Source organism: Nostocoides sp. F2B08, from assembly GCF_009184895.1.
Lineage (GTDB): Bacteria > Actinomycetota > Actinomycetes > Actinomycetales > Dermatophilaceae > F2B08.
Genome location: NZ_WESE01000002.1, coordinates 664,915 through 685,442 on the forward strand (window position 1 = coordinate 664,915; position 20,528 = coordinate 685,442).

The following is a 20,528-nucleotide window of genomic DNA, read 5'->3' on the forward strand; positions in this document are numbered from 1 at the left end:
CCCTCCTCCGCGACGGACGGTTTGGCGGTGGCTACAGACGTCGAATAGCCGACGCCGAACCGTCCGTCGCGGAGTGGGCGGAGTAGGTTGTGCGCGACCACCGCATACCGAATCCGACTGACGCGGCACGGAGGGAGCACCGATGGACGAGAGCGGCTTCTGGCAGGCGGCGCAGGACCACCTGATCCGCTACGGCGGCGGGTTCACGCCGCGGCGCATCGAGCGGGCCGCGGGCAGCTATGTCTACGACAGCGAGGGGCGGGCGATCCTCGACTTCACGTCCGGGCAGATGAGCGCCGTCCTCGGGCACGGGCACCCCGACATCGTGCGGACCGTGACGGAGTCGGTGACGAACCTCGACCACCTCTACTCGGGGATGCTCAGCGGACCGGTGGTGGACCTCGCGGTGCGCCTCACCGGCACGCTGCCCGACCCGCTCGAGCGGATGATGCTGCTCACCACGGGTGCCGAGTCGAACGAGGCGGCGGTCAAGCTCGCCAAGCTCTACACCGGGCGGCACGAGATCGTCGCGTTCGACCAGTCATGGCACGGTATGACGTCCGGCGCGGCGGCGGCGACGTTCTCCGCCGGCCGCCGCGGCTACGGCCCCGCGATGCCCGGCAACCTGACGCTGCCGACGCCCAACGCATACCGCTCGCCCTTCCGTCGGGCCGACGGTGGCTATGACTGGGAGGCGGAACTCGAGTACGGCTTCGCGACGCTCGACCGGCAGTCGACCGGGTCGCTCGCCGCGTGCATCGTCGAGCCCATCCTGTCCTCCGGCGGGATCATCGAGCTGCCCGAGGGCTACCTGGCGCGGCTGCAGCAGGAGTGCCGGGCGCGCGGGATGCTGCTCATTCTCGACGAGGCGCAGACGGGGGTGGGGCGGACCGGGCACATGTACGCGTTCGAGCGCGACGGCGTGGTGCCGGACATCCTCACCCTGTCGAAGACGCTCGGCGCCGGGCTGCCGGTCGCGGCGACCGTGACGTCCGCGGAGATCGAGACCGTGTGCCACGAGCGCGGCTTCCTGTTCTTCACGACGCACGTGTCCGACCCGCTCGCGGCGTCCGTCGCGCTGACGGTGCTCGAGGTGGTGGAGCGCGACGGGCTCGTGGATCGGGCGCGACTGGTCGGCAAGGCGCTGTCCGAGCGGCTCGCGGAACTGAAGGACCGGCACGAGAACGTCGGCGACGTCCGGGGGCGCGGGCTGCTGCAGGGCATCGAGCTCGTGCAGGACAAGGCGAGCCGGGCGCCGGCGGACCGGCTCGGACAGGCCGTGACGTCTGCGTGCCTCGAGCGCGGGCTGCACCTCAACATCGTCCAGCTCCCAGGCATGGGCGGCATCTTCCGCATCGCACCGCCGCTGACGGTGACCGAGGACGAGCTGCACGCCGGCCTCGACATCCTCGACTCCGCACTGGCCGAGGTGACCGGCGCCTGACGCTCGGCGCTGGTGGCTCTGACGCCGCGACGGACGGTTCAGCGGTGGCTACCTGGGGTGGTGGCCACCGCTGCGCCGTCCGTCATGTGGGGCGCTCAGGCCCTCGCGGTCACCAGTTGGCGCCGGGGAGCAGGCCGAAGTCCTCCGCGAGCCAGTCGAGGTCGTCCGCGGTGTCGACCCGGTAGCCGCCGCCGGTTCCGGCGCAGATGGAGTTCAGGCCGTAGGAGGTCACGGCCGCGATGGTGGTCGACCCCTCGACGAAGATCGGCCCGCCGGAGTCGCCGCTGCAGGTGCCGCCGGTCGCCGCATTGTTGGTGAACAGGACGGAGTTGCCCGCCTTCTTCTCGCCGAACGCCGCATCCTGGTTGATGATCTTCAGCGTCGCCTGGCGACGTTCGAGGGAGGACTCGGTCAGGCCGGTCTGCTCCGGCATGCTCCGCTGCAGGCCGTAGCCGACCGCAGTGAACAGCTGCTTGTTCTTGCCGCGCTTGACGAAGAAGTCGTCGAAGTAGCCGAGCTCGGGGAGCTCCCCGTACTCGTCCAGGGTGACCGCCTCGTCGAGGACGACCATGCCGAGGTCGTTGAGGTAGAACGCCGCGTCGTCGTAGTCGGGGTGGGTGTACGGGGTGCCGGAGATCGACGTCTCGCCACCACCCGGGTAGTCCCCGCCTCGGAGATCGTTGATGTCCTCGTCGAACCACACCTCGACGGCCTCCGCGCCGAAGGTGCAGTGCCCGGCCGTGAGGAAGTGCGTCGGGTCGACGAGGGTGCCCGAGCAGCGCCAGAGCGGCTCGAACGCACCCGTCGTGTCGTTGAGGTTGCCCGCGACCATGATGCCGACGAAAGGGTGCTCGTTGTTGTCCGGCTCGCCGTATCGGATGGCATTGGCGGGCGCCGCCACGGCCACGGTGAGGGTCGCGGCGGCGGCGAGGACGGTGAGTGGCTTGGCGATGCGCAAGGTCGTCTCCTTCGACGAATGGGCAGGACCGGCCAACTATAGGCACAGACCCGCCGACCTCGCAGAAGTTCCGCAGATCGAACAGACCCGCGCTGACCTGCGAAGATGTCAGGCCGCCACGCCTTCGCCGACCTCGCGACCCCCCTTCCGGTGCATGACGCGAAGACGTGGGGCAGCGTCGAGGATCGGGAGTCAGACTCCGCCGAGCCCCGAGTCGCCGCGGCTCCGCAGGGCCCGGTACTCCGGCGTGTCCGGGTGGACCTCACCTTCGATGCGGCCTCTCCGGGCGATCACCAGCGTCAGCACGATGACGACCGCCGCGATGATGACCACATACCACCACATGCTTCGCAGTGTGAACCCCCAATCCCGCAGCCGCAACCATCGCGACGGACGGTGTAGCGGTGGCTATCCACCTGGTTAGCCACCGCTGAACCGTCCGTCGCGGCGAGGCCGCCTAACGCCGGCCCTCCCACCGCAGCCGCACCCGCTGACCAGGCGCGAGCTGAGCGACCCGGTCGATGTCGGGAGTGCGGACGACGCCGATGACCGGGTAGCCGCCGGTCACCGGGTGGTCGTTGAGGAAGATCACCGGTTCTCCGTTCGGGGGCACCTGGATCGCGCCGCGCACCATGCCCTCGCTCGGCAGCTCCACGTCGACGACATCGGGATGCCGCTCCACCGAGCCTCCAATGAGACGCACCCCCTTGCGGTCGCTCTTCGGCGAGACCGCCCACTCCACCGAGCCCAGCTGGTGCGGGTCGGCGAACCAGTCGCGTCGCGGTCCCGGGGTCACGCGCACGGTGACGACGTCGCGTTCGGGCGTGGAGACCGGCGCATGGTTGATCCGCGGCAGCGGCCCGCACGCGTCCCCGACCGGCAGCACCATCCCCTCGGCGAGGCACGGCGGCCCGAGGCCCGACATCGTGTCGGTCGATCTCGACCCGAGGACCGGGTCGACGTCGAAGCCGCCGCGGACGGCGAGATAGGTGCGCAGCCCCGCCTCGGGCAGACCGAGCACCAGCTCGGCGCCGGCCCGCAGCCGCAGCAGGGCGCAGTGCGCGACCGGGCGACCGTCGACGCGGGCGGCGGTCGGGGCGCCGGTGAGCGCCGCATACAGGTCGGTATGCGCGCGCACCCGCAGGCCGCCCAAGGTCACCTCGAGCGCAGCCTGGCCGGGCAGGTTGCCGACGAGGCGGTTGGCCAGCTCGTACGCTCCATGGTCGACCGCGCCCGCACGGCCGACGCCGACGGACATGTGCCCGACCCGCCCGTCGTCCTGGAGCAACGCCAGCACCCCCGGCTGGATCACCTCGAGGGCGCGCTCGCCGCTCATGGCACTTCCACGAAACGCACCGTGCTCCCCGGCTGCAGCAGTGCCGGCGGGTCGCGGTCGGCGTCCCACAGCACGACGTCGGTCGTGCCGATGAGCTGCCAGCCGCCCGGCGAGGACCGCGGGTAGATCCCGCTGAACTCGCCCGCCAGACCGACCGCGCCGACCGGGACGGCCGTCCGAGGCGAGGACCGGCGCGGCACGGCGAGGCGGCTGTCGCCGCCGACGAGGTAGGCGAATCCCGGTGCGAACCCGCCGAACCCGACCCGCCACAGCGTTCCGGTATGCGCGACGACCACCTCCTGCGGGCTCAGCATGGTCAGGCTCGCGACCTCGTCGAGGTCGGGGCCGTCGTAGCGGACCGGGATCTCCACGACCCGCTCCTCGGAGCGACTCGCGCCGCGGTCGATATCCGCCGCCAGCCGGCGGACCCGGGCGGCGATGCGGGCCAGGTCGGCCGTCGGGCCCGCGACGAGTAGGACGGTGCGCGCCGCCGGGACGATGTCCGTGACCTCGGCGAGCTCGGGGTCGCCGGAGCGGGCGAGGTCGTCGAGTGCGGGTGCCAGGACGAGGACGTCGTCGATGCCACCGGTCTCGACGAGGATCGCCGCGTCGCCCATCTCGAGCAGGCGCACCGGGACTGCATCGCTGCGGCGACCGCTCGGGGCGTAGCCGCGGTCCATCCCGCCGGCCGGGGCGAGCATCACACGTCCCCGGCGAAGGGCGCGATGACGGCGCCGGCCCGCTCCAGCGACTCGCGCACGGCGCGGGCCATCGCCACCGCACCCGGCGAGTCGCCGTGGACGCAGACCGAGTCGGCGCGGACCTCGACGTCGGTGCCGTCGACCGCCTCGACCCTGCCCTCGGTGACGAGCCGCACCATCCGCTCGGCGACGAGGTCGGGCTCGTGCAGGACCGCCCCCGGCTCCCGCCGCGAGACGAGTCGGCCCTCCGGGGTGTAGGCCCGGTCGGCGAAGGCCTCGGCCACCGTCCGCAGCCCGGCCTCGCGCGCCGCGTCCAGGAGCACCGAGCCCGACAGGCCCATGAGCGGCAGGCCGGCGTCATAGGCCAGCACCGCCTCCACGACCGCCTCGGCCTGGCGCCGGTCGACCGCGGCGGTGTTGTAGAGCGCACCGTGCGGCTTGACGTAGGACACCCTGGTGCCGGCGACGCGACACAGTCCGTCGAGGGCGCCGATCTGGTAGATCACGTCGGCGGTCAGTTCGGGAGACGGCATGTCGATGTGCCAGCGGCCGAAGCCGGCGAGGTGGTTGTAGCCGACCTGTGCCCCGACGACGACGCCGCGCTCGGCGGCGATCCGGCACGTCTCCTGCAGGGTGAGCGCATCCCCCGCGTGGAAACCGCACGCGACGTTGGCCGAGGTGACGATGTCGAGCATGGCCTCGTCGTCACCCAGGCGCCACTGGCCATAGGACTCGCCCAGGTCGGAGTTCAGGTCGATGCGCATGATCCCTCGATCATCCCCCGCCGGGCGCACCGGAGCCAGGTCGGCCGGACATCACGGCAGGATGGGGCCATGACCGACTACGGCCACGACCTGCAGTTCGGCATCTTCCCCAGCCCGGACGCCGCCGCGGCCGACCGGGTCGTGGAGCTCACCCGGACCGCCGACGTCGAGGGCCTCGACCTCGTCTCGATCCAGGACCACCCGTACCAGCGGCGCCACCTCGACACGTGGACGCTGTTGTCCTACCTCGGCGCAGTGACGACCAATGTCCGTCTCGCCCCGAACGTCGCGTGCCTGCCGCTGCGACCCCCCGCCGTCCTCGCCAAGTCGGCGGCGTCCCTGGACGTCCTCACCGGCGGCCGGGTCGAGCTCGGTCTCGGCACCGGCGCGCTCTGGGACGGCATCGTCGCCGCCGGCGGACCGCGCCGGAGCCCCGGCGAGTCGGTCGAGGCGCTCGAGGAGGCCATCGCGATCTGCCGCGACTTCTGGGGCGGCGGCGGGGTCCGGGTGCGTGGGACGCACTACCAGGTCGAAGGTCTGCAGGCCGGGCCGCGCCCGGTGCACGACATCCCGATCTGGGTGGGCGCCTACAAGCCGCGGATGATCCGGCTGACCGCACGCCTCGCCGACGCCTGGATCCCGTCCATGGGGTATGCGGAACCCGCCTCCCTGCCCGCGCTCAACTCGGCGCTGGACGAGGCAGCCGAAAAGGCCGGCCGAGCGCCGGTGCTCATCCGCCGGATGTACAACGTCTCCGGCCGGTTCGGCACCGGCTCCGGGTTCCTCGAGGGAACACCGGAGAACTGGGCCGAGCAGCTCGCCGGTCTGACTCTCCAGCAGGGCATGAGCACTTTCATCCTCGGCACCGATGACCCCGACATCGTTCGACGCTACGCCGTCGAGGTCGCGCCCCGGGTGCGTGAGCACGTCGCCGCCGAGCGGGAGCGCCGGGCCGGTTCCGGTGACGAACCGCACTCTGCGACAGGAGATCCCGCCGCGTCGGTCTCATTGGAAGAGCGCGTCACGGCGACGGTCGAGGCGGGCCTGACGGTGCGGCCAACACCCGACGACGGCACCCGCCTGACGGACGCGGTGCCGTGGGACGAGGGCAGGCGACCGGCGCATACCCAGATCTCCGGCCGCACCTATGGCGAGACCGACAACGCCGCGCCGCAGCACCTCGTGGACATCCACAACGGTCTGCGGTCCGAGCTCGCTCAGCTGCGCGAGATCCTCGCCCAGGTGCGCAGCGGGCACGCGACCGTCGGGCAGGCGCGATTGGTCCTCAACACCATGACGATGCGGCAGAACAACTGGACGCTGGGGGCGTACTGCGAGTCGTACTGCCGGATCGTCACCGGGCACCACACCCTCGAGGACCGCAGCATCTTCCCGCACCTGCGCGCGAGCGAGCCGGACCTGGCCGGTGTCATCGACCAGCTCGAGACCGAGCACCACGAGATCCACGGCCTGGTCGACGGCCTCGACCGCGCCCTTGTGGCTCTCGTCGGCACCGACGGAACCGGCACCCCGGGGCAGGAGGCGCTCGACGGGGTCCAGCGCGCGCTGGACGTGCTCACCGACGGGCTGCTCTCGCACCTGGCGTACGAGGAGCGTGAGCTGATCGGGCCGCTGGCCCGACACGGCTTCTACGGGTGACGGCTTCTCGAGGTGATGGTGTGATCCGCGGCAGGCGGCGGTGATCCGGCGACTCCATCGCGCGTTGGTAGGGTCGAACGATCGAGCTCCACCCGAGTTCGTCGAGACCATCGACCTCGAGACCGAGAAGGCACCCTCATGAAGAAGCTGCTCATGCTCATCGCCACCGCCGTCGGCGTGACCCTCGTGAAGAGGAAGCTCGACGAGCAGCAGGCCGAGCGCGACCTGTGGGCGGAGGCAACCGACTCCTCGACGCCGCCGTCGACGAGCTGAGCGCACTGGACACACACGCTTCTGCATCATCCGTCGATGTCGTCTGCCCGTGAGCCTGAGCCGGACGGGTCGCCCGAGCCGGACGCGCCGGACACCCTCATCGAGGCGATCCGATGGGACGTCATCGTTCTGCTCGCCGCCGTCGTCGCCTTCGGCGCCAACCTGATCTTCCCCGACGAGCTGAGCTCGGCCCTCCTGGTGTTCCTCGGCCTGGCCGTGCTGTGGGTGGGCTTCCGCATCGTCGTCAAGGTTCGCGCCTTCCGGTCCCGGGGCGCGTGAGCCGAGTCCGGGGGCACTGTCCGGCTATGGGCCGGTGGCCTGCCAGGTGCGTCGTATGGCGCGCGGTGGGCATGCTGCTGATCCGGCGCTGGCGTACGGGCCTGCCGGGCGCGCGATATGGCGCGCGGTGGGCATGCTGCTGATCCGGCGCTGACGTACGGGCATGCCGGGCGCGCGATATGGCGCGCGGTGGGCATGCTGCTGATGGAGTGGTGACACGGGGGGATGTCAGGCGCGCGGCCCCCCGAACGCGGCGACGCCCCGGGTCGGATGACCCGGGGCGTCGTTCGTCGGAGTCGAGACGGCTACTTCTTGGCGTCGTCCGTCTTCTCGTCGCTCCAGTTCTTCGCGTCGGTCCAGGCGTCGGACGCAGCGTCTCCGGCCGAGTCGCCGGCGTCGGCGAGCTTGTCCCCGGCATCCTTGCCGCGGACATCGTCGGCCACATCGCTCACGGCGTCGCCCGTCGCATCGGCCGCACTCGACAGCTCGCCCTCCTTGAGGGCGGTCGCCGCATCGCCGGCCTTGTCGCCGGCGTCCTTGCCGCGAACCTTGTCGGCTGCGTCGCCGGCCGCGTCCTTGGCCGAGGCGGCCGCGTCCTCGGCCTTGCCCTTCGGGTCGGTCTTGGCGTCCTGTGCCTTGGTCGCCACGGTCTCCTTGACCTCACCCGCCTTGGCGGCCACCGCCGCACCCGCTGCCGCGGCCTTCTCCTTGGCGGCGTCGATCTTGCTGGCGGCCGTCCCGCTCGACGTCGTGCTCGAGGCTTGCGGGCTCTCGTAGCGCGGCGTGGCCCAGGGGTCCTCCTTGGCCTTCCTGCTGTTCATCACGGCGTAGGCAGCGACACCGGCGGCGGCCAGACCCAGCAGGATCAGCCACTTGCCGCTCTTCTTCGGGCTCTTCTCGACCCCGGGGATGAGGTCGACGACCTCCTGCGGAGCGTGGTCGACCCAGTCCTGGGCCTTGACCGCGGCGACGTCCTTGACCTGGTGCGCGTTCTCGCGCGCCGCCTCCGCGCCCGCCTTGGCGCTCTCCTTCGCCGCCATCGCGGTGGCTGCGACGGCCGCGACCGTCTCCGCCAGCTTGGGCAGGACGTCCTCGACGAAGCTCTCCTTCGCCGCCTCGACCTTCGGGCCGACGGTCTCCTTCGCGGCCTCGACGCGAGGTGCGGCAGCCGCCATCGCTGCCTCCACACGAGGCGTCACGGCGTCGACTCCGTGCTGCCACTTCTCCCCCGCGACCGCCGCCTTCTCGACGACGCTCTCGCGCATGTGCGAGGCGTGCTCACCCGCCGATCCGGCTGCTCCGGTCGAGGCTGCCCGCGCGTGCTCCGCCTGGTTCATGACCTCGGCAAAGCGCTCCTTCGCCGCCACCTTCGCCTCTGCCAGCGCGGCGGCGGCGTTCTCGGCGGCCTTCTGTTCGTGGCTCTTGTCGAACATGGGCTACTCCTTCGGTTGTTCCGACGCCGCCGCTCATGTCGATCATGACGACGGCGTCCGAAATGGAAAGTACTTCCGATAGACATCCTGCCCGATGAGGGCCCGACGCGTGTACCGGTCGCCTCCAATCTGGTGCATGTGCAGACGTCCGTGCAGGTCGCCCCACCGGAGGGTATGCCGCCCCGATCACCACGCTCGCCGCCTGCGCCGGCGTCGCCCTGCACCGGACAGCCGTCCAGGAGCCACGCATACGGCATGAAAGAATGGCTGGATGAAGGCAACCCTGCACACGAACCACGGCGACATCGCCATCACCCTCTTCCCGGACCACGCGCCGAAGACCGTCGACAACTTCGTCGGGCTCGCAAAGGGAACGCGCGACTACTCGGATGACGCGGGCCGCACCAACGCCGGCCCGTACTACGACGGCCTGGTCTTCCACCGCATCATCCCCGGCTTCATGATCCAGGGCGGCTGCCCGACCGGCACCGGCATGGGCGGGCCCGGCTACACCTTCGACGACGAGATCAGCCCCGACAAGGACTTCACCAAGCCCTACATCCTCGCCATGGCCAACGCCGGCAAGCGGATGGGCCGCGGAACCAACGGCAGCCAGTTCTTCATCACCGTGGCTCCGACCACCTGGCTCCAGGGCAAGCACACGATCTTCGGTGAGGTCGCCGACGGCCCGTCCCGTGAGGTCGTCGACCGGATCGCCGGCGTCCAGACCGGTGCCATGGACCGCCCGGTCGACGACGTCGTCATCGAGCGCGTCACCGTCGAGGACTGACCGTTCCCCCAGCAGGCCTCCTCCGAGCACTGATGATCGACCGACGCCGATGACCGAGCCGTACCCCACGCAGCCGCCCGAGGCGCCGCCGGTCTGCCCACGGCATCCGGAGACCGTGAGCTATGTGCGCTGCCAGCGCTGCCAGCGTCCGGTCTGCCCGACGTGTCAGCGTCAGGCGGCGGTCGGCGTGCAGTGCGTCGACTGCGTCGCCGAGGGTGCGAAGACGGTGCGTCAGGGCAGGACGGTGTTCGGTGGGCGCGTCACCGACGGCCGGCCGCGGCTCTCGTTCGGGATCATCGGCGTCACGGTCGCGGTCTTCGTGCTCCAGCTCGCCCTCGGTCGGGTGGTCGTCGAGTGGCTCGCGTTCGTGCCGATCCTCGGGGAGACCGAGCCGTGGCGCTTCTTCACCGTCGCGCTGGTGCACAGCTCGAGCTTCTTCCACATCGCGTTCAACATGTACGCGCTGTACATCATCGGCCAGTACCTCGAGCCGGCGCTCGGTCGGGCACGGTTCGCGGCGCTGTATGCGCTGGGCACCCTCGGCGGATCGGTGATGATCCTGCTGTTCGCGTCACCGGCCAGCCTCGACTGGTTCCGGCCGACGGTCGGCGCGTCGGGCGCAGTCTTCGCGTTGTTCGGAGCCCTGTTCGTCCTGCAACGAAAGCTCGGCGGGTCCGTCCGCGGGTTGCTCATCCTGCTGGGCATCAACATGGCCCTGCCGTTCGTGTTCCCGAACATCTCGTGGCAGGGACACGTCGGCGGCCTGGTGACCGGGCTGCTCGTCGGGGCGGTCTTCGGGTACCTCGGTCGTCCTCCGGAGCTGAACAGGCCCGGCGACTACTCCCGCCACTGGATCGGGCTCGGCGCCATCGCCGTGGTGCTCGTCGCGCTCGCCGTCCTGAAGTACGCCCTCGTCTGAGGCGGGGGATCGTCCGTAGGTGCGCGGTGCTGGGTGGCGCGGCGGTGTGGTGTCGGTCGGGGGCTGCTCGTCTCGTGTTGCACCACACGGTGGGTGGGGCGGCGGTGGTGTGGTGTCGGTCGGGGGCTGCTCGTCTCGTGTTGCACCACACGGTGGGTGGGGCGGCGGTGGTGTGGTGTCGGTCGGGGGCTGCTCGTCTCGTGTGGCACCACAGGCGTGACGTCGACGTGATTACACCGATGTAGTTCTCCCCATATGGGTACAACTCTGTGGATAACCTGGCCGCAGCGGGTCACTTATCCACACGTGTGTGCACGACGTGACCCACATATCCACACGATGTGTGGATAACGGTCACTCACCCGGCCATCCGACGCCCCGCCCGTTGCCGCATCATGTGGAGACCGCGCTCGACCTGGTCCATGAACCGTCCAGGCTGCAGACGCAGTCCCAGGATGGGGATACGCAGAACCGTCTCGCCGGTGAGAACAACGTCGTTCTGTCGCAGCGCGTCGTCCACCGGCATGACGGCCATGGCGTGGTGTCCGCCGTCGATCTCCACCACGAGACCGAGGTCGTCCCATCGGACGTCGAGATAGACACGGCCGTTCGATAACTCACGCACGACCTGTCGGGACGGCTCCGGCAGTCCCCGCTCTCGAAGGAGCGCCGCGAAGTCGAGCTCGCTCAACGCCCGTGCGCCGGCGCAGATGTCCTGCAGCGCGCTCAGGAGCAGATCCCGTCGTCGAGTCGGCGTCAGTTCGGTGCGGCTGGCCCACAGACGATCGGGGTGCACGATGCGTTGCTGCACCACAAGGCACAGGATGAGCAACGCCTGCCGGTCGGACACCGCCCACTGCGCAGCCCGCAGAGCCGCGTGCTCGGGCGACGCGCGTGGGATTCCTGTGCGTGCGACGGGTCCGAGACGCCGTCGCCGATGAAGGCGGACCCCGTGGAGGCGATGGCGTCGGTTGCGGTCCGGCATCGCCACGTCGACGCTCCTCGGGGTGAACCCGGTCAGGCCGCAGACGAGCAGGGCGCTCACGCCGTCGAGGATCGCCCCTGATCCCGATTCCCAGACCGCCTGCCAGAGCGTCGCTTCGGGGCTGAGGTCTCCGGTGCCGATCTGCACGGTGTGCCGGCCTCGCCGCATCCACCGACCGGCCTCGATCTCGGTGCGCACGTCGGCTCGGGTCACACCGGCGCTTCGAAGGTCGGCGCGGTGTGCGACTCCGCCGTGCGCCAGTGCGATGGGGCGGGCCTTTCGCTCACGGCGGTCACGTAGTCCCCGGCCTCGACGGGGAGTCCCTGCTGGGGCGCTGGCTGGCATCCCGCAATCCTGCCGGGTCGGCCTCCCACGCTCGGGTGGTTATCCACAGCGCATGCAGTCGGCGATGTGGCGTGGTGTCAATCGGGGCGTACAGCCCGCGTCCGGCACCACGGGGGCGAGGCCAGGCGCTGTGGCGTGGTGCCAATCGGGGCGAGCAGCCCGCGTTCGGCACCACAGCGGCGGGAGAAACGTTGGGTGGGGTGACGCCCCGCCCTAGCGCCAGCGCGTCGTCATGCCGAAGCCGGCGAGCATGAGCGCGAAGCCGATGCCGAGGTTCCAGCGACCCAGTGCCGGAATGGGGTACTGCTCGGCGGTGATGTAGAAGATGACGACCCAGAGGAGACCGATGAGCATCAGGCCCACCATGACCGGAGCCCACCATGTCGGGCTCACGGCCACCGGCTTGGGGCCGAGCTCCGGCGGGGGTGTCGAGGTCCGCTTGGCGCGTCCGCGGGACTTGGGCACGGTGCTACTCCTGATCGTCGGCTCGCCCCATCTCGATGGGGTCACACACGGTGTTCCGGGTATGAGGATCCCGGCGCTGTCACTTAGCGTAGATGCATGACGGAGCGCACGGGCGATGCCACCCCCTCGGGTGCCGATCCGTCGCGCCCCGCTCCTGAGCCGCATGCCGACCCTGAAACCACCGCACCGGACACCACGCCGGCCGCACCGGTCGACGCGCCGGACCAACCGACACCCCGCCGACGGTGGCGGATCGGACGGCAGCTGACGATCTGGACGATCCTGGTCCCCCTCGTCGCGGTCCTCGCCGGCGCCCTGTTCTCCGCCAGCCAAGGCGCGGCCCAGGGCACCGATCTGCGTTCGGCCGCGAGCGGACTCGCCGACGTGATCCGGGACGAGGCACGGCGGGCGACGATGCGGGCCGCCGAGGTCACCCGGCTGCAGGACGAGGTCGCCTCCCTCACCGAGCTCCGCACCGACCGCGACGAGGCGGTGGCGGGCATCCTCGACTCCGCGAACCGCTACGCCCAGCACGCCGGCACCCTCCCGGTCACTGGACCCGGAGTGGCCGTCTCGCTCACCGACTCCCCGCTGCGCGGCGACCAGATCCCGGAGGGCCTGACGGTCGACGACCTCGTCGTGCACCAGCAGGACGTCCAGGGAGTCGTCAACGCCCTCTGGCGCGGTGGCGCCGAGGCGATGATGATCCAGGACCAGCGGATCATCTCGACGAGCGCCGTCAGGTGCGTCGGAAACACCCTGATCCTCCAGGGCCGGGTCTACTCCCCGCCGTTCGTCATCACCGCGATCGGTGACCAGGGTCGTCTGCAGGAGGCGCTCGCGAACGATCGTTCGGTGCAGATCTACCAGGAGTACGTCGCCGCCGCCGGACTCGGCTACGAGGTGGAGGTCCTCGACGAGATCGAGGCCCCCGCATACTCGGGTTCGATCGGTCTGCAGCATGCGACCCCCATCCGCTGACACGCCCGCAGTGGGCACTCATCCCGTGCGTGACAATGGTGCGGTGAGCAGCCCCGACCGGACGCGCATCCTCGTCGTCGACAACTACGACAGCTTCGTCTTCACGATCGTCGTCTACCTCGAACAGCTCGGGGCCGTCTGCACCGTGGTGCGCAACGACGCGGTCTCACCCGCCGACGGCGCCGACTTCGACGGCGTCCTCATCTCGCCTGGTCCGGGCACGCCGGAGGAGGCGGGTGTGTCGATGGCGATGATCGAAGCCTGCGGTGAGCGGTCGCAGCCGATGCTGGGTGTATGCCTGGGTCACCAGGCGCTCGGAGTCGTCACCGGCGCGGTGGTCGGGCGAGCGCCGGAGCTCCTGCACGGCAAGACCTCGCTGGTCCACCACCAGGGCACCGGAGTGCTCGACGGTCTGCCCGTGCCGTTCACCGCCACGCGGTACCACTCCCTGACGATCGACCCGGCGACGGTCGGCCCCGAGCTCGTCCCCAACGGTCACACCGCGTCGGGCGTCATCATGGCGGCCCACCACCGGGATCTGCCGCTGCACGGGGTGCAGTTCCACCCCGAGAGCGTGCTCACCGAGGGTGGGCACCTGCTGCTCGCCAACTGGCTGCGGGTCTGCGGCGACGAGCAGGCCGTCGAGCGGTCGGCCGGGCTGTCGCCGCTGGTTCGAGACGCCTCGGCGGTCGCTGCCCGCGTCGCCGTGCCCTGACACCCCCCAACCCGCACGGGTTGGGGTGCTGCGTCGCGCACCGACTCGCGCCGTGACCCCCGACTTGCGCACCGGCACCCGAAGTGCGACCTGACGCCTGCAGTTGCAGGTGCCAGGTCGCACTTCGGGTGGAGGTGTCGGAGGTGAGGTCCAGGCCCGCCACTCAGGCCCGCCCGCTCAGCCGCCCCCCTCGTCCGGAGGCGGTGTCTCGGTCGGGGTCTGCGTCGGCTCGGTCGTGGGCTCCGTCGTCGGCGTCTCGGTCGGAGTGGGCGCGGGAGCCTGCGCGACGACGAGCTCGACGGTCGTCCCCTGGTCGACGATCCCGTCCCGGGGGTCCTGCTCGAGCACCGTGCCCTGGGGGAACTCCGAGCTCTCCCGGAACGTCGACGACGACTCCAGACCGCGATCGGCGAGAGTGCTCTGGGCCTGACTCAGGCTGAGTCCCACGACGTTCGGCACCGTCACCCGGCCGCTCGACACCTGCAGCGAGACGGCCGTGTCGGGTGGCACGGTGCTGCCGGCCGACGGGTTCTGGCCGACGACCCTGCCCGCGGGTTCGGTGGAGTCGTCGACCTCGCTGACATCGCCGAGCGTCAGGCCGCTGTCCACGAGCCTCGCCCGGGCCTCGGCCTCGGTGAGGCCGCCCAGATCGGGCACGCTCACCTCGCCCGGCCCGGTCGACACCGTCAGCGTCACCGTGGAGCCGACCTCGACCTCGGCTCCGGCCTCCGGGTCCTGCTCGAGCACGGTCCCCGCGGGAGCCTCGTTGGCCGTGTCCACCCGTTCGACCCGCAGCTGCAGGCTGACGAGCTGGGTCGAGGCGCGCTCGATCGTCTGGTCGACGACGCTCGGCACGGTGACCAGCGTCGGCTCCTCCTCGCCCCCGCCGTCGAGCAGGTTGGCCAGCGCGAACCACATGATCCCCACGAGCGCGAGCGCCGCGAGCGCCCCCCAGAGCCACCCGAGCCGGCGCTTGTCCTCCTCCTCGTCGGGTGGGACCGGCGGGAACGCGGAGGTGTCCGCCTCGGTCCGGTATGCGACGGGCCGGTCCGTCGGAGCGCTCGCCGCGGGCACGACCTCGGTCGCGTCGGCGCTGCTCCCCGTGACGGCGGAGTAGACCTCGGTCTCGGCCGCGCGGGCACCGGCGGCCCCCGCCAGCGCAGCGCCCCCGACGGCCCCCGCCGCCGCAGCCGTCCCCCCGTTGCGGCCGACCGGCGGGGCTCCGATCGCCTCGCGGTAGTCGGTCAGGTCGCTCCAGGCGGCGGCACTCACCGGGCGCCCCATCCGCGCGGACTGCAGGTCGCTGCGGAAGGACGTCGCGTCCTGATAGCGATCGTCGCGTCGCTTGGCCAGCGAGTGCAGGACGACGGCATCGAGCTCGGGTGCGATCTCGCCCGGCGCGAAGTCGCTCACGAGCGGCGGCCGCTCCCCGACGTGCTGGTAGGCGATCGCGACGGGCGAGTCGCCCTGGAACGGCGTGCGTCCGGTCAGCAGCTCGAAGAGCATGCACCCGGTCGAGTAGAGGTCGGAGCGGGCGTCGACTGTCTGCCCCTGCGCCTGCTCGGGCGAGAGGTACTGGGCGGTGCCCATGACGGCCTGGGTCTGCGTCATCGTCGCACTCGTGTCGGCGATGGCCCGGGCGATCCCGAAGTCCATGACCTTGACCGTGCCGTCGTCGGCGATCATCACGTTGGCCGGCTTGATGTCGCGGTGCACGATGCCCATCCGGTGGGAGTACGACAGCGCGTCGAGCACCCCCTCGGTCATCCGCGCCGCCTCCGTCGGGTCCATCGGGCCCTTCTCGGTGAGCACCGTGCGCAGCGTGTGTCCGTCGACGTACTCCATGACGATGTACGGGATGTCGTGCTGCCCGCCCTGGGCGTCGGTGACGAGCTCGTCACCGGAGTCGTAGACGGCGACGATGCTCGCGTGGTTGAGCCCCGCGGCGGACTGGGCCTCCCGCTTGAACCGGGTGAGGAAGGTCGCGTCCCGCGCGAGGTCACCGCGCAGCAGCTTGATCGCGACGGGCCTCCCCAGGCGCGTGTCGTGCCCCTTGTGGACCTCGGCCATGCCTCCGCGGCCGATGAGCTCGCCGACCTCGTAGCGGCCGCCGAGGATCTGCAGGGGGGCGCTCACAAGGAACCTCCGGGGGTGTGATGCAACGGATTCGAGTATGCGGTTGTCGCCTGAGGCATGAGGCTCGCCAGCGGCATTCTGCCTCCCGGCGGCCTGGGTCCGGTCGCCGGGTTCACTGCCGGACCACCGCCTCCATGATCTGGCGGGCCATCGGACCGGCTACCCGGCCGCCGCTGATCTCGCTCGTCGTGTCGCCGCCGTTCTCGACGACGACCGCCACGGCGACCTGGGGGTCGTCGGCGGGCGCGAAGCCGGTGAACCAGGCGTGCGCCCGGCGGCCCTCGCCGACCTCGGCGGTGCCGGTCTTGCCGGCCACGGTGACGCCGTCGATCTGGGCGGACTGCCCGGACCCGGTCTGGACGACCCGCTGCATCATCAGACTGAGCTGGGAGGCGACCTCGGGGTCGACGGCCTCGGACAGCTCCTGGGGGGCGGCGGTCTCGAGCACGCTGAGGTCGTTGCCGACGACCGACTCGATGAGGTACGGCTGCATGACGATGCCCCGGTTGGCGATGGCCGCGCTCACCATCGCCACCTGCAACGGCGTCATCCGCACGTCCCGCTGCCCGATGGCCGACTGCGCCAGGGACGGCGGGTCGAGCTCCTCCGTGGGAAACACCGACCGGGCGACGTTCATCGGGACCCGCAGGGTGTCGCCGATCCCGAAGCGAGCCGACTGCTCCCGGATGACCTCGGCGCCGAGCTCCAGCCCGAGCGAACCGAAGGCGGTGTTGCACGAGATGGCGAGCGCCTCGATCATCGACTGCACCCCGGAGGGGTCGCAGCTCGATCCGCCGTAGTTCGGCAGGTCGGCGTCGGTCTGCGGGAGGTCGAGGACATCGGGCGCGTCGAGCTCGGACTCCAGGGTGTAGCGACCGGTGGACAGGGCTGCGGCGGCCGTGACCACCTTGAACGTCGACCCGGGCGGGTAGGTCTGCGAGATGGTGCGGTTGAGCAACGGCTGGTCGGGGTCCTCGTTCAGCTCGGTCCACGCGTCCTGGACCGCCGCCATGTCGTGGCTGGCGAGGACGTTCGGGTCGTAGGTGGGTCGGCTCACCATCGCGAGGATCGCGCCGGTGCTCGGGTCGAGCGCGATGGCGGCGCCCTTCTGGCCTCCGAGTGCCTCTTCCGCGGCGATCTGGGTGGCCGGGTCGATCGTCAGCTCGACATTGACCCCGCTCGGTCGCTGGCCGGCGATGACGTCCGAGATGCGGCGGTAGAAGAGCTGGTCGGCGGAGCCGTTGAGCAGCGGGTTCGCGGCGAGCTCGATCCCGCCGCCGGCCCCGTACAGGAACGAGAAGTAGCCGGTGACATGCGCATACCGCGGTCCCTCCGGGTAGACACGGATCCGTTGGTACTGGTTGTCCGTCTCCCGCGAGAACGCGACCGAGGTGTCGGCGATGACGATGTCGCCCCGGTCGGCGCCGTAGGTCGCGAGGAGGGTGCGCCGATTCTCCGGGCGGGCGTTGATCGCCTGGGCCTGGAAGCCCTGGATGATCGTCGTGCTCACGAGCAGCGTGGTGAACAGCAGGGCGATGACGAAGCCGAGCTTGCGGATCGGAGCGTTCATGCCGGACGCACCATCTCGGTCTGCTCGGTGGAGCCCGACGGCCGGGCGGGAGGAGTCTCGTCGACCGGCCGCCGCGCCTGGTCGCTGATCCGCAGGAGCAGCGCGATGATCGTCCAGTTCGCGAGCAGGGACGACCCGCCGGCGGACAGGAAGGGCGTCGTCAGGCCGGTCAGCGGGATGACCCGCGTCACCCCGCCGATGACGACGAAGCACTGCAGCGCGATCGAGAACGACAGCCCGGCCGCGAGCAGCTTGCCGAACCCGTCCCGCACCCCCACGGCGGTGCGCAGACCGCGTTGGACGAGCAGCGCATACAGCAGGATGAGCGCGAACAGCCCGATCAGCCCGAGCTCCTCGCCGAAGCTGGGGAAGATGAAGTCGCTCTCGGCGAGATACGTCTCGGTCGGCCGGCCACGGCCCAGACCGGTGCCCAGCAGGCCACCGGCGGCCAGGCCCATCAGCCCCTTGGCGACCTGGTCCGACTGCCCCGGCGCGAAGGGGTCGAGCCAGAGCGTCACGCGAGCCTGGACGTGGCTGAACAGGCCGTAGGCGACGTAGGTGCCGACCGCGAGGAGGGTCAGGCCGATCGCGATCCAGGAGACCCGCTCGGTGGCGACGTAGAGCATCGCGACGAACAGGCCGAAGAAGAGCAGCGACGACCCGAGGTCACGCTGGAACACGAGGATGCCGAGGCTGAGGACCCAGGCGACGAGGATCGGCCCGAGGTCCTTGCCGCGCGGGAGGATCAGCCCGAGCACCTTGCGACCGGACACCGAGAGCGCGTCCCGCGCGGTCACGAGGTAGCCGGCGAAGAAGATCGCGAGCGCGATCTTGGCGAGCTCGCCGGGCTGGAACGAGAACGGCCCGATCGAGATCCAGATGCGGGCGCCGAGGACCTCCCGGCCGATGAACGGCAGCAGCGGCAGGAGCAGCAGGACGACGGCGGCCAGCCCGGCGATGTAGGTGTAGCGCCGCAGCAGGCGGTGGTCCGGCAGCAGGATGATGACCGCCGCCGCGATCGCGACGGCCAGGGCGCTCCAGGTCAGCTGTCGCAGCGCCAGACCGTCGGTGAAGGGGTTCGAGCGGGCGATGTCGATGCGATGGAGCATGACGATGCCGAGACCGTTGAGCAGGGTCGCGATCGGCAGGATGAGCGGGTCGGCGTAGGCCGCCCGCCACCGGAGCACGAGGTGGAAGGCGACGGCGATCCCGAGGAGGACCGCGCCCTGCGTCAGGAGGTTGGGCGGCACCGAGCCGTTCGCGCCGACCTCGACGTTGACGTAGGCGAGCATGACGAGCCCGACCGCCCCGACGAGCAGGAGGAGTTCGACGTTGCGGCCACTGCGGGGTCCGAGGGAGGCGATCGAGATCATGGGCCCGCCGCCGTCGCGGTCGTCGGGTTGGGGATGGGACTGCTCGGGGTCGACGGACTGCTCGTCGGGGTGCGCGTCGGCGTCGGGCGGGTCGGCGTCGGGGAGGGCGTCGAATCCGGGCCGGTGCCGCAGGCGACGCCGTCCAGCCGCAGCCGACGGCACTCGGCCGCTCGCAGCCTCAGGTCGTCGACGAGCGCGTCGGCCTCCTGCGGGCTGGCGAACGAGACGTTCTCGGTCACCCGGCTCCGCTGGAAGGCCGGCAGGTCGGCCAGCTTGACCTCGCTGATGTAGAGCGGGTTGGACAGCGAGAACGACCCGACCGACATCGGCACGCCTTGGAAGACGGTCACGTTGCCCTCGTAGGCCCCGACGAAGTACTGGCGCTGGCTCCACTGGTAGCCGCCGATGATCCCGCCGATCGCGGCGGTCAGCGCCAGCACGAGAGCGGCGACGATGATGAGGACCGACCCCAGCGGTGAGCGCGGACCCTGCTCGGCCAGCTGGACCGGCTCGTGGCCGTCCTCGTCCTCGTCGTCATCCCCGTCGCCCCGCGATGCGGCAGCCGCGAGGGCGGCGGCCTTCTGCGCCGGGGTGATCGGGATCGGCCGGGTGCCCTTGCGGCGCCGCATCGAGGCCGCCCCGACGATCTGCGGCTGGGTCGGAGGCGAGCTCGTCGTCACGTCGACGACGTCGGCGATGACGACCGTGACGTTGTCCGGCGCGCCGGCCCGCAGGCTCAGCTGGACCAGCCGGTCCGCGGTGACGCCCGGCTCCTCGCGCTCGGCGAGGACGTCGCGGATCGTGTCGATGGCGACGAAGCCGGTCAGACCGTCCGAGCAGAGCAGGTAGCGGTCGCCCTCGCGGGCCTTGCGCACGACGACGTCGGGGTCGTCGCCCTCGTGCCCGGTGAGCACGCGCGTGACGAACGAGCGGTGCGGGTGCGTGGCGGCCTCGTCCTCGGTGATGCGGCCCTCGTCGATGAGGGTCTGCACGAATGAGTGGTCACGGGTGATCTGGGTCAGCTCGTCGTCGCGGAACAGGTAGGCGCGGGAGTCGCCGATGTGCGCGAGGGCGAGGTTGCTGCGGCTGCGCAGGATCGCGGTGACGGTCGTGCCCATCCCGTCGAGCTTGCCGTCGTCGGTGATGAGCCGGCCCAGCTCGGCATTGGCCCGCGCGATCCGCTCGGTGAGCAGGCTCGCCGTCTCACCACCGGTGTAGGCGTCGTCGTCGAGCTCGAACAGTTCCGCGATGACCGTCGCGCTCGCGAGGTCGCCCCCGGCGTGACCACCCATGCCGTCGGCGACGATGAGCAGGTGGGGTCCGGCGTACCCGCTGTCCTGGTTGTTCTTGCGCACCATCCCGACGTCGGAGCGTGCGGCGTAGTTGAAGGCCGTCGGCATGG

The 20,528-nt window shown here is 71.0% G+C and carries 20 protein-coding genes; 8 read left to right on the plus strand and 12 right to left on the minus strand.

What is annotated here, in order from left to right:
• The first annotated feature begins 142 nt into the window (after positions 1–142).
• The gene (locus tag GA707_RS06800; RefSeq protein WP_152177624.1) at positions 143–1,444 is read left to right on the plus strand and encodes an aspartate aminotransferase family protein; all 1,302 of its coding nucleotides are present in this window, start codon (positions 143–145) and stop codon (positions 1,442–1,444) included.
• A 109-nt stretch (positions 1,445–1,553) separates the two neighbouring features.
• On the opposite strand, the gene GA707_RS06805 is transcribed toward GA707_RS06800, so the two are convergent.
• The 5 genes from GA707_RS06805 to GA707_RS06820 form a co-directional block, all read right to left on the minus strand.
• The gene (locus tag GA707_RS06805) at positions 1,554–2,402 is read right to left on the minus strand and encodes a trypsin-like serine protease (protein WP_226963572.1); all 849 of its coding nucleotides are present in this window, start codon (positions 2,400–2,402) and stop codon (positions 1,554–1,556) included.
• Positions 2,403–2,594: 192 nt separating this feature from the next.
• Entirely contained in the window at positions 2,595–2,747 is a 153-nt protein-coding gene (locus GA707_RS20770) for a hypothetical protein (RefSeq protein ID WP_193315205.1), read from the minus strand.
• 112 nt (positions 2,748–2,859) lie between these two features.
• Entirely contained in the window at positions 2,860–3,738 is an 879-nt protein-coding gene (locus GA707_RS06810) for a biotin-dependent carboxyltransferase family protein (RefSeq protein ID WP_152177625.1), read from the minus strand.
• Positions 3,735–4,418 (minus strand): 5-oxoprolinase subunit PxpB, encoded by a 684-nt coding sequence (pxpB, locus tag GA707_RS06815; protein WP_152177809.1) that lies wholly within the window; start codon positions 4,416–4,418, stop codon positions 3,735–3,737. The genes GA707_RS06810 and pxpB overlap by 4 nt, the downstream gene beginning before the upstream one ends.
• A 20-nt stretch (positions 4,419–4,438) precedes the next feature.
• Positions 4,439–5,203 (minus strand): LamB/YcsF family protein, encoded by a 765-nt coding sequence (locus GA707_RS06820; RefSeq protein WP_152177626.1) that lies wholly within the window; start codon positions 5,201–5,203, stop codon positions 4,439–4,441.
• 69 nt (positions 5,204–5,272) lie between these two features.
• On the opposite strand from GA707_RS06820, the gene GA707_RS06825 reads away from it, so the two are divergent.
• The 3 genes from GA707_RS06825 (at position 5,273) to GA707_RS06830 (ending at position 7,414) form a co-directional block, all read left to right on the plus strand.
• Positions 5,273–6,862: an LLM class flavin-dependent oxidoreductase gene (locus tag GA707_RS06825; protein WP_152177627.1), complete on the plus strand. Its 1,590-nt coding sequence runs from the start codon at positions 5,273–5,275 to the stop codon at positions 6,860–6,862.
• Positions 6,863–7,000: 138 nt separating this feature from the next.
• On the plus strand, positions 7,001–7,135 hold the full coding sequence (locus GA707_RS21170) for a DLW-39 family protein (protein ID WP_226963573.1): 135 nt from the start codon (positions 7,001–7,003) through the stop codon (positions 7,133–7,135).
• A gap of 36 nt (positions 7,136–7,171) precedes the next feature.
• Positions 7,172–7,414, plus strand: coding sequence for a hypothetical protein (locus tag GA707_RS06830; RefSeq protein WP_152177628.1), 243 nt, complete (start codon positions 7,172–7,174; stop codon positions 7,412–7,414).
• 305 nt (positions 7,415–7,719) lie between these two features.
• On the opposite strand, the gene GA707_RS06835 is transcribed toward GA707_RS06830, so the two are convergent.
• On the minus strand, positions 7,720–8,847 hold the full coding sequence (locus GA707_RS06835; protein WP_152177629.1) for a hypothetical protein: 1,128 nt from the start codon (positions 8,845–8,847) through the stop codon (positions 7,720–7,722).
• A gap of 271 nt (positions 8,848–9,118) precedes the next feature.
• Here GA707_RS06835 and GA707_RS06840 point away from each other — a divergent pair, with 271 nt between their 5' ends.
• Together GA707_RS06840 and GA707_RS06845 are read left to right on the plus strand one after the other, a co-directional pair.
• Positions 9,119–9,637, plus strand: a complete 519-nt coding sequence (locus GA707_RS06840; protein WP_152177630.1) for a peptidylprolyl isomerase — start codon at positions 9,119–9,121, stop codon at positions 9,635–9,637.
• 49 nt (positions 9,638–9,686) lie between these two features.
• The gene (locus GA707_RS06845) at positions 9,687–10,556 is read left to right on the plus strand and encodes a rhomboid family intramembrane serine protease (protein ID WP_152177631.1); all 870 of its coding nucleotides are present in this window, start codon (positions 9,687–9,689) and stop codon (positions 10,554–10,556) included.
• Positions 10,557–10,914: 358 nt separating this feature from the next.
• Here the strand turns inward: GA707_RS06845 and GA707_RS06850 are convergent, their stop codons facing one another.
• Positions 10,915–11,754 carry an endonuclease domain-containing protein gene (locus GA707_RS06850; RefSeq protein WP_226963574.1) on the minus strand — a complete coding sequence of 280 codons (840 nt, stop codon included), beginning with the start codon at positions 11,752–11,754 and terminating at the stop codon, positions 10,915–10,917.
• A 345-nt stretch (positions 11,755–12,099) separates the two neighbouring features.
• Positions 12,100–12,351: a cell division protein CrgA gene (locus GA707_RS06855; RefSeq protein ID WP_152177632.1), complete on the minus strand. Its 252-nt coding sequence runs from the start codon at positions 12,349–12,351 to the stop codon at positions 12,100–12,102.
• Between the two features lie 96 nt (positions 12,352–12,447).
• Here GA707_RS06855 and GA707_RS06860 point away from each other — a divergent pair, with 96 nt between their 5' ends.
• Together GA707_RS06860 and GA707_RS06865 are read left to right on the plus strand one after the other, a co-directional pair.
• Positions 12,448–13,332 (plus strand): DUF881 domain-containing protein, encoded by an 885-nt coding sequence (locus GA707_RS06860; RefSeq protein WP_152177633.1) that lies wholly within the window; start codon positions 12,448–12,450, stop codon positions 13,330–13,332.
• A 43-nt stretch (positions 13,333–13,375) separates the two neighbouring features.
• The gene (locus tag GA707_RS06865; RefSeq protein WP_226963575.1) at positions 13,376–14,047 is read left to right on the plus strand and encodes an aminodeoxychorismate/anthranilate synthase component II; all 672 of its coding nucleotides are present in this window, start codon (positions 13,376–13,378) and stop codon (positions 14,045–14,047) included.
• Between the two features lie 177 nt (positions 14,048–14,224).
• Here GA707_RS06865 and pknB read toward each other — a convergent pair whose 3' ends face one another.
• The 4 genes from pknB to GA707_RS06885 form a co-directional block, all read right to left on the minus strand.
• Positions 14,225–16,183, minus strand: a complete 1,959-nt coding sequence (pknB, locus tag GA707_RS06870) for a Stk1 family PASTA domain-containing Ser/Thr kinase (RefSeq protein WP_193315206.1) — start codon at positions 16,181–16,183, stop codon at positions 14,225–14,227.
• 112 nt (positions 16,184–16,295) lie between these two features.
• Positions 16,296–17,753, minus strand: coding sequence for a penicillin-binding protein 2 (locus GA707_RS06875; protein WP_152177636.1), 1,458 nt, complete (start codon positions 17,751–17,753; stop codon positions 16,296–16,298).
• Positions 17,750–19,126, minus strand: coding sequence for an FtsW/RodA/SpoVE family cell cycle protein (locus GA707_RS06880; RefSeq protein WP_152177637.1), 1,377 nt, complete (start codon positions 19,124–19,126; stop codon positions 17,750–17,752). The genes GA707_RS06875 and GA707_RS06880 overlap by 4 nt, the downstream gene beginning before the upstream one ends.
• Entirely contained in the window at positions 19,123–20,526 is a 1,404-nt protein-coding gene (locus tag GA707_RS06885; RefSeq protein ID WP_152177638.1) for a PP2C family serine/threonine-protein phosphatase, read from the minus strand. Before GA707_RS06885 ends, GA707_RS06880 begins: the two co-directional genes overlap by 4 nt.
• Positions 20,527–20,528: the final 2 nt, after the last annotated feature.

What these genes read in the sequence shown, in the direction of transcription:
- GA707_RS06800 (WP_152177624.1), top strand. Translation starts at nt 143, where the DNA reads ATGGACGAGAGCGGCTTCTGGCAGGCGGCGCAGGACCACCTGATCCGC.
- GA707_RS20770 (WP_193315205.1), bottom strand. Translation starts at nt 2,747, where the DNA reads ATGTGGTGGTATGTGGTCATCATCGCGGCGGTCGTCATCGTGCTGACG.
- GA707_RS06810 (WP_152177625.1), bottom strand. Translation starts at nt 3,738, where the DNA reads ATGAGCGGCGAGCGCGCCCTCGAGGTGATCCAGCCGGGGGTGCTGGCG.
- pxpB (WP_152177809.1), bottom strand. Translation starts at nt 4,418, where the DNA reads ATGGACCGCGGCTACGCCCCGAGCGGTCGCCGCAGCGATGCAGTCCCG.
- GA707_RS06820 (WP_152177626.1), bottom strand. Translation starts at nt 5,203, where the DNA reads ATGCGCATCGACCTGAACTCCGACCTGGGCGAGTCCTATGGCCAGTGG.
- GA707_RS06825 (WP_152177627.1), top strand. Translation starts at nt 5,273, where the DNA reads ATGACCGACTACGGCCACGACCTGCAGTTCGGCATCTTCCCCAGCCCG.
- GA707_RS21170 (WP_226963573.1), top strand. Translation starts at nt 7,001, where the DNA reads ATGAAGAAGCTGCTCATGCTCATCGCCACCGCCGTCGGCGTGACCCTC.
- GA707_RS06830 (WP_152177628.1), top strand. Translation starts at nt 7,172, where the DNA reads ATGTCGTCTGCCCGTGAGCCTGAGCCGGACGGGTCGCCCGAGCCGGAC.
- GA707_RS06835 (WP_152177629.1), bottom strand. Translation starts at nt 8,847, where the DNA reads ATGTTCGACAAGAGCCACGAACAGAAGGCCGCCGAGAACGCCGCCGCC.
- GA707_RS06840 (WP_152177630.1), top strand. Translation starts at nt 9,119, where the DNA reads ATGAAGGCAACCCTGCACACGAACCACGGCGACATCGCCATCACCCTC.
- GA707_RS06845 (WP_152177631.1), top strand. Translation starts at nt 9,687, where the DNA reads ATGACCGAGCCGTACCCCACGCAGCCGCCCGAGGCGCCGCCGGTCTGC.
- GA707_RS06860 (WP_152177633.1), top strand. Translation starts at nt 12,448, where the DNA reads ATGACGGAGCGCACGGGCGATGCCACCCCCTCGGGTGCCGATCCGTCG.
- GA707_RS06875 (WP_152177636.1), bottom strand. Translation starts at nt 17,753, where the DNA reads ATGAACGCTCCGATCCGCAAGCTCGGCTTCGTCATCGCCCTGCTGTTC.
- GA707_RS06880 (WP_152177637.1), bottom strand. Translation starts at nt 19,126, where the DNA reads ATGATCTCGATCGCCTCCCTCGGACCCCGCAGTGGCCGCAACGTCGAA.
- GA707_RS06885 (WP_152177638.1), bottom strand. Translation starts at nt 20,526, where the DNA reads ATGCCGACGGCCTTCAACTACGCCGCACGCTCCGACGTCGGGATGGTG.